This is a genomic window from Ruegeria sp. CE6, from assembly GCF_056537485.1.
Window position 1 is genome coordinate 1 of record NZ_JBQFRR010000008.1, and the last position, 12618, is coordinate 12618.

At 56.8% G+C, this 12618-nt stretch carries 11 protein-coding genes and 1 pseudogene; 10 read left to right on the forward strand and 2 right to left on the reverse strand.

Going from position 1 to position 12618, the window contains the following annotated elements:
* The 8 genes and pseudogenes from ACR0DK_RS20150 to ACR0DK_RS20185 all read left to right on the forward strand — a co-directional run.
* Nucleotides 1-169, forward strand: a pseudogene (locus ACR0DK_RS20150) (iron-containing alcohol dehydrogenase); the annotation flags it as partial.
* Nucleotides 170-171: 2 nt separating this feature from the next.
* On the forward strand, nt 172-1011 hold the full coding sequence (locus ACR0DK_RS20155; protein ID WP_170397778.1) for an EamA family transporter: 840 nt from the start codon (nt 172-174) through the stop codon (nt 1009-1011).
* Between the two features lie 178 nt (nt 1012-1189).
* Entirely contained in the window at nt 1190-2083 is an 894-nt protein-coding gene (locus ACR0DK_RS20160) for a DeoR/GlpR family DNA-binding transcription regulator (RefSeq protein WP_480737850.1), read from the forward strand.
* A 20-nt stretch (nt 2084-2103) separates the two neighbouring features.
* Nucleotides 2104-4143, forward strand: a complete 2040-nt coding sequence (locus ACR0DK_RS20165; RefSeq protein WP_170397784.1) for an ABC transporter substrate-binding protein — start codon at nt 2104-2106, stop codon at nt 4141-4143.
* 61 nt (nt 4144-4204) lie between these two features.
* Nucleotides 4205-5209, forward strand: a complete 1005-nt coding sequence (locus ACR0DK_RS20170; protein ID WP_170397787.1) for an ABC transporter permease — start codon at nt 4205-4207, stop codon at nt 5207-5209.
* A 4-nt stretch (nt 5210-5213) separates the two neighbouring features.
* Entirely contained in the window at nt 5214-6344 is a 1131-nt protein-coding gene (locus tag ACR0DK_RS20175) for an ABC transporter permease (protein WP_170566564.1), read from the forward strand.
* Entirely contained in the window at nt 6341-7339 is a 999-nt protein-coding gene (locus ACR0DK_RS20180) for an ABC transporter ATP-binding protein (protein ID WP_170407909.1), read from the forward strand. Before ACR0DK_RS20175 ends, ACR0DK_RS20180 begins: the two co-directional genes overlap by 4 nt.
* On the forward strand, nt 7336-8157 hold the full coding sequence (locus ACR0DK_RS20185; protein ID WP_480737858.1) for an ATP-binding cassette domain-containing protein: 822 nt from the start codon (nt 7336-7338) through the stop codon (nt 8155-8157). Before ACR0DK_RS20180 ends, ACR0DK_RS20185 begins: the two co-directional genes overlap by 4 nt.
* Here ACR0DK_RS20185 and ACR0DK_RS20190 read toward each other — a convergent pair whose 3' ends face one another.
* Nucleotides 8158-9255, reverse strand: coding sequence for an alpha/beta fold hydrolase (locus ACR0DK_RS20190; protein WP_170566570.1), 1098 nt, complete (start codon nt 9253-9255; stop codon nt 8158-8160). It abuts the gene before it with no gap.
* Between the two features lie 97 nt (nt 9256-9352).
* Nucleotides 9353-10660 carry an ATP-dependent protease ATPase subunit HslU gene (gene hslU / locus ACR0DK_RS20195; RefSeq protein ID WP_170407914.1) on the reverse strand — a complete coding sequence of 436 codons (1308 nt, stop codon included), beginning with the start codon at nt 10658-10660 and terminating at the stop codon, nt 9353-9355.
* Between the two features lie 198 nt (nt 10661-10858).
* On the opposite strand from hslU, the gene ACR0DK_RS20200 reads away from it, so the two are divergent.
* Together ACR0DK_RS20200 and ACR0DK_RS20205 are read left to right on the forward strand one after the other, a co-directional pair.
* Nucleotides 10859-11260: a DM13 domain-containing protein gene (locus ACR0DK_RS20200; RefSeq protein WP_170397803.1), complete on the forward strand. Its 402-nt coding sequence runs from the start codon at nt 10859-10861 to the stop codon at nt 11258-11260.
* 105 nt (nt 11261-11365) lie between these two features.
* Nucleotides 11366-12607 carry an MFS transporter gene (locus ACR0DK_RS20205; protein ID WP_170397806.1) on the forward strand — a complete coding sequence of 414 codons (1242 nt, stop codon included), beginning with the start codon at nt 11366-11368 and terminating at the stop codon, nt 12605-12607.
* The last annotated feature ends 11 nt before the right edge of the window (nt 12608-12618 follow it).

Genomic DNA, 12618 nt, shown 5'->3' on the forward strand with positions numbered 1-12618 from the left:
AGAGTTCAACGACAGCCTCGCCATCCCCCGCAAACTCTCCGACCTCGGCGTCACCAAAGCCGCCATCCCCGAACTGGTCCAAGGCGCAATCATCGACCCCTCATGCGGAGGTAACCCAATCCAACTCAACCAACAAAACATCACTGAGCTGTTTAAAGTGGCGATCTGACAGTGAGCGCTGAAATCGTTCTCATAATCCTTGCGGCCGCGTTGCTGCATGCGATCTGGAACACGGTTGTAAAAACGGCCGCTGACCGAACAGTCACGCTGGGTCTGGTTGCACTGGGGCATGTTATCCCGGGGGCGCTGATGGTAGCGGTTCTGCCGCTGCCGAATGTCGAGAGCCTGCCATATCTGGCAGGTTCGACTGTCGTTCATTTCGGATATTTCTACATGCTGAATCAGGCCTACCGGCATGGTGATCTCAGTGTGGTGTACCCGATCGCGCGCGGTGTGGTTCCTGCGCTGGTCGCTCTTTGGGCCGTAATATTTGCGGGCGAACATCTGCCGACGCAGGCATGGATTGGGATCGCGGTGATTGCCACCGGCATTCAACTGTCCAGCTGGTCGGTTTTGAGGCAAGGGGTCGGTAGGGCATCGCTTGTTTTCGCATTGGGAACGGGCTGCTTTATTTCCATCTACTCGCTTGTGGATGGCCTGGGCGTGCGGGTGTCAGGCAACATCCTGAGTTATTGGGCCTGGCATTCGGTTCTGCATATCTTTGTTGTGGGCTTCGTCGCGCTACGGCGAGGCGCGCGTGTGCTTGATTTGCCTCTGCGCATCTGGGTGATCGGGATTGCAGGCGGAATGGTGTCGATGACCGCTTACGGCCTAGTGCTTTATGCCAAGAATTTCGCTCCGCTTGGCGTCGTGTCAGCCTTACGCGAAACCTCAGTGATCTTCGCGGCCCTAATCGGATTTCTGTTCCTGGGTGAAGGCAATCCCATGCGACGCCTTCTGGCGGCCGTGATGATGGCCGCTGGCGTGACGCTGATCGCATTGTCGTCATGAACACATGCTGGGATGAGTTGAATGATTCTTGCGAGAGATCTGAAATCCACCTGTCACGCCGCATGAAACTGCAGGTTTGCTGTGCCATGTTGACCGGAAAAGGCAAAAAAACCAAAATTGTCGCAAAAGATTTACATTTATTGTGGATTTTTGCGCGAAAATGTGACCGAGTCTGAAAATGGATGATGATAGCGTAACCATCCCACATCGTGGCCGAGAGCTGCTGGATGTCCTTGCGCGGCTGGGGGGGTCAGCGCGCAACACTCAGATCGCCCAGATCATGGACGTCTCTGAGGAAACTGTGCGTCGTTTGGTCAAGGCACTGGCGCGCGCGAACAAGGTTGAGCGTGTGCATGGCGGCACATTTCTGTCTCGGGCGCAGGATACACCGATGTTTTCGGGCGCTCTGGAGTATAATGCCGACGAGAAAACCAATATCGCCAAGCGGGTCTGCGGGTTGCTTGAGGACGAGATGGTGTTGTTCATCACCGTTGGCTCGACCATGACTCATGTCGCCGAGCAACTACGTGAGCTGCGGGGTTTGACCGTCGTTAGCAACTCTTTGTCAGTTGTCGCATCCCTGGCCGATCACAATGGCACGCGCGCCGTTCTGGCAGGGGGCGAAGTAATCCGCTCCGAGCGAGGCAGTTTTGGCCGTGCGGCTGAAGAACTGGCGTGTCAGTACAGCTATGACGCGGTGATCTGCGGCGCGGATGCACTGTCGCTGGTTGGAGGTGTATTGGCCTCGAACCCGCTGGAGGCGGATCTGACCCGTGCGCTGCAAGGGAACACGCATCGCATGATCGTTGCAGCGGACCACACCAAATTCGGTGCAAAGGCAGCCAACGTGTCTTGCCCGTTCGACAAGGTGACGGATCTGGTGACCGATATCGCCCCACCCGATGCGTTTGCACCCGTTCTCAAGCAAGCTGGGGTCCAAGTGCACATTGCAACGCAATACGATGTCAAATCCGGGCCAGATGAAACAGAGCCCCGGAAGCAAAAAAAGAACAAAGAAACCTCCGAAAGCAAAGCGGGCAAATCGGGCTCTCGGAAACGCAAAACGAAATAAACAAAACCTAGGGAGAAAACATGAAAAAGCTTCTTATGTCTGGTGTGGCCTTTGCCACAATCGGGGGCGCGGCCTGGGCCAATTGTCCTGCTGCAACCGTCGCGGATATGCAGGGCGTCGCAGCCGGTGCTTATCCTCAGCAGTTTGATCTGTCCGAGTTTCAATCAGCTGCAAACTGCACGCTCAGCTTTGCAGAAAACCCGGCTATTGGGGATCTGAACGGCATGATCCGTGGCAATGGCGATCTTGCGGCCGTGGCAGATCGTCTGCCAGCTGACCCGTTAGTCATCGTACCCTATGACTCGATAGGTCAGTATGGCGGTGTTCTGGACGCGCTCTCCAACGCCACAGAAAGCGGCACCTCGGACTTCCTTTCGGTGCGTCACGTCAACCTGTTCCGCTATTCCGACGACCTGCAGACCTTGGTGCCCAACGTGGCGAAATCCTGGGAATGGAACGATGACTTCACCGTGCTGACCGTGAATCTGCGTGAAGGCCACAAGTGGTCGGATGGCGCGCCATTTACGGCGGCGGATATCGTCTTCTGGTACGATAACCTGATGATGGACACCAATGTCATCGCCGAAGCGAAGGATTATGCGCTGGCGGGCGGTGAGCCGATGAAGGTCGAAGCGTTGGACGACACCACCGTCCGCTTTACCCTTGCCGCGCCCAAGCCTGGCCTGACCGAGACATTCTCGTTCACCTATGTGCAGCCCTACCAGCCCAAGCATTTCTTTGAAAAGTTCCACCCGGCGCTGGATGACAACGCCGACGCCAACGCGCAGGCGCTTGGTTATGAAAACGGGTACGAGCTGATCAAGGCCTATTATGGCAACTCGGACTGGATGGATACGCCATCTCCGATGCTGACAGCCGGTGACAAACTGGCGGGTCTTCCCACCGACACCATGCCGACGCTGGAGAGCCATATCCTTGTGAAGGAGAGCACCGAGGGTCGTCACTACGTGGCCAACCCCTATTTCTTCCAGGTCGACACGCAGGGTAACCAGCTTCCCTACATTTCGGAAATGGATGAAACTTACGTTCCGGACGAAGAAGTACGCACCCTTAAGTTGCTGAATGGCGAGGTCGATTACAAATCGCAGGGTGTTAACCTGACATCCGCTCCGGTGCTGCTCGAAGGTCAGGAGAACGGTAACTACACGGTCGAGGTGAAGCCTTCGATCGGCTATCCGGTTCTGACCTTCAACGTGACCGCAGAAGACGAGGCCAAGCGCGCGATCTTTAACGATATCCGGTTCAGAACTGCGATGTCTGTTGCGATGGATCGCAACCAGCTGAACGAGGTTGTGGCTTTTGGTCTGGGAACACCGACACAGTACATCGGCTTCTCGCCACGTCCCGATTTCATCGACGAAAAATGGTCGAACCATGAGATCGAATTCGACGCAGAGCGCGCCAATGCGCTGCTGGACGAAGTCGGTCTTGTCGACAAGGACGGTGATGGCTTCCGCGACTTGCCGAATGGTGATCCGTTTGTTCTGGATTGGCAGTTCTCGACCCAGCCAGCTTCGGCGCAATTGGTGGAACTGATTGCTCAGAACTGGAAAGACGTTGGCGTCAACACCGCGATCAAAGAGGTGACATCCGACGAATTCCGCGCCGCACAAACGGCCAACTCGCTGGATATGGGCCTATGGCTGAAGAGCCAGCCAGCCGGGTCGATCCTCGGGGACAGCGAGATCTGGGTGCCTCCGTTTGATGGCTATTTCGACGTACGTACAGGTATGCTCTGGGCTGAATATATCAGCTCAAACGGTGAAAACGGTGTTGAACCACCGGCTTGGGTCGCGGATCTGAAGGCTGCATTGGACACCTATCAGTCCAGTGCACCCGGCTCTGATGCGTCAGTATCCGCCGCGCAGAAGATGGTCGAGATCATGACCGGCGAGCTGCTGTTCCTGGGTACCGTGAATGCTCCTGCCCCGATCTATCACTCGAACAACCTGCAGAACTTTACCGAGTTCAAAACGCAGTCTTACGAGTTCTATCGGACCTATCCTTACCGCCCCGCCCAGTGGTGGCTGAGCGAATAAGGTTGAGAAGATAAGAAGGTGGGCGCCCGCGCCCGCCTTCGCGCATCCCGCGGGGACAGATATGTTGCAATTCTGCAGATTTGCCGCCACCCGGGCGGTTATGGCGTTGGTCACTTTGGTCATCGTATCGCTGATTGTTTTTTCACTGATGGAACTGGTGCCCGGTGACTGTGCCGAGCGCTATTTGGCGTATAAAAACACCCAAGGGTCCGCGATCACCGTTGCTGACGTTGCAGCAGAACGCGCCCGACTGGGGTTGGATCAACCGTTCCTGACCCGATGGGCCACTTGGTTGTCAGGGGCATTTCGTGGCGATTTCGGCGAAAGCTGCATCCTGCGGGTGAATATTGCACAGCTGCTGGGCGACAAGTTCTGGCTGTCGCTGTGGATCTGCCTTGGCGCTTTGACGCTGGCTTATGCCATTGCAATCCCTGTGGGCATCATTTCTGCCGCCTCGCGCAGTGCGGTACTGAACAACTCGCTGCGGATCGTCAGCTATCTGGGTTTGGCGATGCCGAACTTCCTGCTGGCCCTGATGGTGATGCTGGTTTCAACCGTCTATTTCGGCGAGACTCTGACCGGGCTGTTCTCGCCCGAGTACAAAGAAGCGCCTTGGTCTTGGGGCAAGTTCCTCGATTTGCTGAAACACGCCTGGCTGCCGATCTTCATTCTGGGCTGGTCGGCCACAGCCTTTGCGCTGCAGACCGTGCGCGCGTTGATGTCGGATGAGATCGGGAAGCTGTATGTCACCGCTGCTGCCGCGCGGGGCATTTATGGCCGCCGACTGTTATGGCGCTATCCGGCCCGTCATGCACTGGGGCCGATCGTCAACAGCCTTGGCTTTGACCTGAACCGGATCTTCAACGAACTGCCCATTGTGGCGCTGATCCTGACATTGACCGAAGCCGGGGCGCTTTTGCTTGAAGCGTTGGCGCGGTCCAATGATCAGCAACTTGCGGGGGCCATCATCTTTCTGCTGACGGCATCAATCGTGACGTTGAATTTCTTCACCGACATTCTGCTTGCGGTGATCGACCCGCGCGTGCGCAAAAGTATCCTCAGGTGACCAGATGACTGCGACAATCGAAAACCAAAAGGCAAAAGAAGCCTATTTCACCGCCTCGCAGCGTCAGTTGATCTGGGCCCGATTCAAGAAACAGCGCGCGGCGATGATTGCGGCCACAGTTCTGGTCGTCCTGATCCTGTCGGGCATCTTTGCTCCGTTCCTGTCGCCCTACGATCCGACCGCCGCAGGGCGTGACAAAGACTATCTGAACGGAGCCCCGCAGATTCCAAAATTCTGCGACAAGAATGGCTGCTCGATCCGCCCGTTCCTGCACGGGGTAACCCGCGAACGCTCGTTGGCGACCAATTTCCGCTGGGTCGAGAAAGTGAACGAGGATGAACGCCGATATATCCAGTTCTTCGTTCGGGGCGACAAATATAAGTTGTTTGGAGTCATTCCCGGTAACATCCATCTGTTTGGTGTCGATCAGGGCTATGTTCACCTGTTCGGAACCGACAGTGCCGGCAAGGATATCTTCAGCCGTACACTGCATGCGGTTTGGACGTCGCTACAGGTCGGAACGCTTGGGGTGATGATTTCGTTCGTGCTGGCGCTCGCGATCGGAGGGGTGGCTGGATATTACGGTGGAATGGTCGACAGTGTGATCCAAATGATCACCGATGCGATCCGTACGGTTCCGGCCATACCTCTGTTCATGGCGATTGCGGCCTTTATCCCGCCGGAATGGTCGGCCGAAACAAGATTCTTTGTCATCACAGCCATATTGGGATTGGTCGGCTGGCCTACTTTAGCACGGCGAGTTCGCACCCATCTGTTGACCGAACGCAATCAGGAATATGTGCTTGCGGCAAAGCTTTGCGGCGCATCGCCGGGCCACATCATCCGGCGTCATCTGCTGCCCAGCTTCACCAGCTACATCATCGTCGATCTGGTGATCTCGTTCCCCTATATGGTCCTCAGCGAAACCGCGCTCAGCTTTATCGGGCTGGGGCTGAAAGATCCGGTCAACTCACTTGGCGTGATGTTGCAGAATGTGACCAAGGCGGATGTTCTGCTGAATTACCAATGGTATTTCATCCCGGTCATCTTCTTTGTCGTTCTCGTGATGTCTTTCGTGTTCGTTGGCGATGGCCTGCGCGATGCGGCTGATCCTTATTCGGAGACCCGCAAATGAGCCTGATCGATGTCGAAAACCTGTCCGTTCAGTTCAAAACCGATGAAGGGTTGATCACGGCGGTTGAGGATGTTTCGTTTTCACTCGCCCCAGGCGAGGTGCTCGGGCTGGTCGGCGAAAGTGGATCGGGAAAATCAGTGACGGCAAAGTCACTGATGAAACTAAATCCACCCAACGCGATCTATGCGCCGGAAAGCCGGATCGATCTGCATCTCGACAGCGGCCCGGTTGATATCATGGCGCTGAAGCGGCCCAGGGACATGGAGATTGTGCGCGGCGGGGCGATCAGTATGATCTTTCAAGAGCCGATGGCCAGCTTTGCCCCCGCGATCACCATCGGCAAGCAGATGGTTGAACAGTTGCTGATCCACACGGATCTCAGCAAAAAGCAGGCCAAAGAACTATCGATCGAAATGCTGGACCGGGTGGGTATCCTTGAACCAGCGGCCCGGTTCAACCAATACGCTTTCGAATTGTCGGGCGGGATGCGTCAGCGGGCGATGATCGCCATGGCGCTTTCGACCAAGCCCAAACTGCTGATCGCGGATGAGCCGACAACGGCGCTGGACGTGACCATTCAGGCTCAGGTTTTGGATCTGATGAAGGATCTGGTGGCCGAGTTCGGCATGGGCATCGTCTTCATCACCCATGACCTAAGCGTCGTCGCCCAAACCGCCGACCGGGTTGCGGTGATGTATCTGGGTCGGATCATGGAAAGCGGACCTGTGCGTGAGGTGATCCGCCATCCGGCACATGCCTATACGCGTGGCCTGCTGAACGCGTTACCCAAACTCGATGATCTGGACGCACCGCTAACCCCGATCCCTGGCGATATCCCCTCACCTCTGGAGCGGCCATCAGGCTGCGTGTTCCATCCACGCAACCCGGAACTCAAACCCGGATCGCGATATGAAACGGAACGCCCACCCTTGACCGAGGTCAGCCCCGGCCATTTCGCAGCCATTTTCCCCGAAGACGTGCCAGGCCAGCCATGACAAAAGCATTGATCAAAACCGAAAACCTGTCAGTCGAATTTCCCCTTGGTGGCGGGTTGTTTAACAAGCGCACGCTGAAGGCGGTCGACAATGTCTCGATCGAAATCCCGCAAGGGGCATTTGTTGGAGTGGTCGGCGAGTCCGGCTCGGGCAAGACAACACTCGGCCGCGCATTGCTGAATGCGGTTCCAATCACCAGCGGTGGCGCAAGCTATGACGATGGTGAAGAGCAGTTCGATCTGACCAAAATGTCGGCAACCGATCTCAAGTCCTATCGCCGTCGGGCTCAGTTGATTTTTCAGGACCCTTACGCGGCGCTTAGTCCTCGGATGACCGTGCGTGATATCATAGCCGAACCGCTGGATGTGATGGGCCTGACCGCATCGCGTGAGGAAACCGATGCGCGGGTTCGCGAGATTGCGGGCAAATGCCGGTTGAACCTTGAACATCTGCGACGCTATCCGCACGCGTTTTCGGGCGGTCAGCGTCAGCGGATTTCTATCGCGCGGGCTCTGGCCTGCAACCCGCGTTTTGTAGTTGCCGATGAATGCGTGGCGGCGCTGGACGTGTCGATTCAGGCGGATATCCTGAACCTGCTGAAATCCCTTCAGCGAGATATGGGCCTGACCTTCATGTTCATCAGCCACGATCTGTCGGTTGTGGCCCATACCTGCGATTTTGTGGTCGTGATGTATCACGGCAAGATCGTCGAAAGCGCCCCGACGCGCGAACTGTTTGCCGCACCCAAGCAAGACTATACCAAGCGGTTGCTGGATGCGATCCCATCGCTGGACCCCGATCATCGAATGCGTGCCTGATCAGGGCGCGCTAACCTGCGCCTGTCCGGTCTCGGTCAGCACAATCTCGGTCGCGCCATCTGCGCTGCGCTCGCTGGGTGGGACAAGGACATCGATGCCAGGCCGGTCGGGGCCAAAGGTGTTGCTGACTCGGCGGACTGAACTGAGAATGGCCAGCAGCGCCGGAGACGTTGCCGCCACGAAATGAGATGATCCCGCATCGCTGTTGAATGCAGTCGTGTCGATCACGCTGATCGGATATTCGGCCAACGCGTCGACCGAACTGATATTACCCAACCTCTGACTGTCCGCGGTGCCGCGCAGCCGAGCCGACAGGTTCAGAATCTTGTCCTTCTGGGACACCATCACCACAAACGGATCGGGCGGGCTCTTGATGCTGTTCATCTGGGATCGGAACAGATCCACATCCAGATCAGGTGAGATCAGGATGACCCCCTCAAGATTGCGGCTTGCCCACCCCGGCTCGCGTAGTTCGGCTTGCCGCATCATCTCCATCGATAGGGCGCTGCCCATCGAATGCGCTATCAGGACGACCCGCTTTACGCCCATTGATTTGAGCAATCTAATGGTCTGTTCCAGCCCGTCTCGGGCAAACAGCATACTGTCCAGATCATAGGCGTAACCGGTGCCGCGCGCCTTACTGGGCCAGGAATAAATCAGAATGGTTCCGGGGATACCGATATCATGGCTCAGCTGAGCGGCCCGAAATGCGGTCTCGGTCTGCGTGGCGTTATACCCGTGAACAAAGATGACCACGTCATCCACGCCACGCAGACGGGACTTCAGATCCTGCGGACCCGAGAACTCGGTAACATCGGCCACGACAAACTGTTTGTTCGGATTCGGGTTCGCGTATGAGAACTCGAGTTCACCCGGCGTGTGCGACGGCGGAATAGAGACGGTCATCTCAAGGTAACGCAGTGCCTCGGCACGGTTAGCTCCGTAGCTGCCATCCGGCTCGCGCGCCCGAGTAGTGGCGGCAAAGACCGTGGCGGGGGTGCCGACCCTAAGGGCTTCGGGTGTGATCTCTGTGATAGACCGATCCGCACAGGCGGTCAGCACAGACAGCGTCACAATGATGATGAAATAGCGCAGCACGCTCTGCCCCTGTGAAGTTACAGGGCTACGCTACCGTATTCCCGCCCCGCGTCCAGCCTGAGGGCACGACTCATTGGCAAAATCCGGCTGGCACCTGTTACAAAACGTAACGGCTGAGGTCCGTGGATTTTGTCAGCTCGCCAAGATTGTCGTTCACGAAACCTGCATCGACGGTGATCTCAGCCCCTGCCTGATCCGGTGCGGTGAACGAAAGCTCTTCGAACACGCGCTCCATCACCGTGTAAAGCCGCCGCGCACCGATATTCTCGATGCTTTGGTTCACATCCGCCGCAATCCGGGCCAAGGCTGCGATCCCGTCTTCGGTGAAACTGACCGTGACCTCTTCAGTGCCCATCAGGGCAGTATACTGCAGGGTCAGAGCGTTGTCGGTCTCGGTCAGGATACGTACGAAATCCTCTTCTGTCAGGGCGCGCAGCTCCACGCGTATCGGCAAACGGCCCTGAAGTTCTGGCAGCAGGTCCGAGGGCTTGGCGATGTGAAACGCACCGGATGCGATGAAAAGGATATGGTCGGTTTTCACAGGGCCATGTTTGGTGCTGACAGTGGTGCCCTCGATCAGAGGCAGCAAGTCGCGCTGAACCCCTTCCCGGCTGACATCGCCCCCGCGCGCATCGGATCGGGCGCAGACTTTGTCGATCTCATCCAGAAACACGATGCCGTTCTGTTCGACGGATTCCAAAGCCACACGGTTGACGGTTTCGTCGTCCAGCAACTTGTCGGCCTCTTCGCCAATTAACGCCTCATAGCTTTCAGCCACAGTCATGCGTTTCTTGACGGTCCGACCACCGAAGGCCTTGCCGAAGATATCACCCAGATTCATCATCCCCATCTGACCACCCGGCTGGCCCGGAATATCGAACATCGGCATCGGGTTCGTGGTATCTGACAGTTCCAACTCGATTTCGGTATCGTCCAGCTCACCAGCCTTCAGCTTCTTGCGGAACATCTCGCGCGTCGCTTCGCGGGCGTCGGTTCCTGCAATCGCCTCGATCACGCGATCCTCGGCGGCCTGATGGGCGCGGGCTTTGACATCCTCGCGCATATACTCGCGGGTTTGCAGGATTGCGGCGTCAGCCAGATCACGCACGATCTGTTCAACGTCCCGACCGACATAGCCGACCTCGGTGAATTTGGTGGCTTCAACTTTGATGAAGGGTGCGCGGGCCAGTTTGGCCAGACGGCGGCTGATCTCGGTCTTGCCAACGCCGGTGGGTCCGATCATCAGAATGTTTTTCGGATAGACCTCATCGCGGATGTCATCTGGCAACTGCTTGCGCCGCCAGCGGTTGCGTAGCGCCACGGCGACGGCGCGTTTCGCGTCTTTCTGCCCGATAATAAAGCGGTCCAGTTCCGAGACAATCTCGCGCGGGGTCAGGTCGGTCATATGCGTTCTATCCGTATGTTTCGCAGCGGAACCTAATCATACGGCGCGAAAACACAAGCCGATCACGAGAAGATCACGGCAACTCACGGGCAGCACACGGAATTTCGTGGTGATGTGAATCGCCAGATGCACAGCGTCTGCGGCATAACCTTTCGCGACGGACTCTGCGTCCGTATGACATTAGGGAGATACCTCATCATGATGACACGTCGTTCGCTTTTTGTGAAAGCTGCAGCTACCGGCGCGGCCTTGTCTCTGGTCGGCACCACCGCTGCCCTGGCCGGTGGAGCAAAAAAGAAAGGCACATTTGAAGGCCGCTCGAACCACGTCACTACCGGTTCGGTAAAACTGGTCAAAGATGGCGAGCGTTACATCGTTGAACTGGGCGACGACTTTTCGCTGGACAACGGCCCCGACCCGCGTGTCGCATTTGGTAAGGACGGCACATACGCCCCAGACAGCAAACTGGGCGCGCTGCTGCACCTGACCGGCAAGCAATCCTATGCCGTGCCGCCAACCATGGATGTCTCGGGCTACAACGAAGTTTACATTTGGTGCGAGGTTGCCGGCGTCCCGCTGGGAGTTGCTTCGTTGAAGTAATCACACCCTTCAGGGGTCGGGCTTTCCGGCCTCTGACACGCCGTTAGGTGACAGGGCAACTGTCTGTTACACTCGCCCCAAGATATTGGAACTGGGGGCGTTTTCATGACCAAGATTGCCAAGATCACCCTGCTGTTTGTGGTCTTTGTTGACCTGATCGGACAAGGGCTGGTGTTTCCCATCATCAACTCCCTGATCATGGAAACGAAGTCCGGCTTCTTGCCGGAAAGCACGGCCATGGGCACAAGGCACTTTTATTATGGTCTGGTGATCGGCTGCTTCTTCCTGTCTTGGTTTCTGGGGGTGGTCTATGTCTCGAAGGTTTCAGACTCTATCGGGCGCAAGAATGCCCTTTTGGTCTGTTTGACCGGGGCGCTGGTCGGCTACGCCCTGACCATCGCAGCGCTTTATCTCAACAGCCTGCTTCTGCTGATCATTGGTCGTTCGATCACCGGGTTTACGGCTGGAAATCAGCCCATTGCGCAGGCGGCAATGATCGATGGCAGCACCGACGCTGCCGACCGCGACCGCAACATGGGTTATATTGTGACCGGTGTCAGCTTTGGCTTGGTCGGAGGACCGATCATAGGCGCGGTTCTGTCCGATGCAGCCTTATTGGGCAGCGCGGCGACATTGAAAACGCCTTTCTACGGGGCGTTTGTACTGGTCCTGATTGCAATCTTTCTTGTGACCGCGTTCTTCAAGGATACCAGAACCGAGCGTGAACCTTTTGTTTTCCGCCCACGCGACATCACCGACAGTCTTATTGCTGTGCGCGAGCACCCGCTGGTTCTGAAGATCATGCCAGTTTACGCCCTGTTCATGGTCGCCAACGTTACTTTCTATGTATTCGTCGACAACTTCCTGACCAGCGCGTGGGGTTATGGCGTAATTGGGGGCAGCATGGCGATGGTGGTCATTGGCGTTGCGCTGGCCTTTTCCAGCACTTTCCTTGTGAAACCAGCGCAAGAGAGGTTCAGCAAGCACCAGATCATCTACACCTCATTGGTCACCATGGTGATCTGTGGCTTTGCCTTCGCATTCAGCCCCAGCGGGGTGCTGAGCTATATTCCGGTCTTTTTCTTCTACTTCTTCTTCGGCGTTTCTTACCCGACGCTGCTAGGCCTGTTCTCATCCAGCGTTGCCGAAACGGATCAGGGCTGGGTCATGGGCGTGACCACAGCCGTGTTCTGCCTAGCAGGCGGTATCATGTCCCTGATCGGAGGCGGATTGATGAGCATCGACATCCGCGTCCCCTACTACATTGTCATCGTCACTGCCCTGATGGGCCTGATCGGGATGCATTTGAGGTGGAAGGGGAAAGAGATCAAAGCGCTATTGGCGTAAAGAGCAGCCGA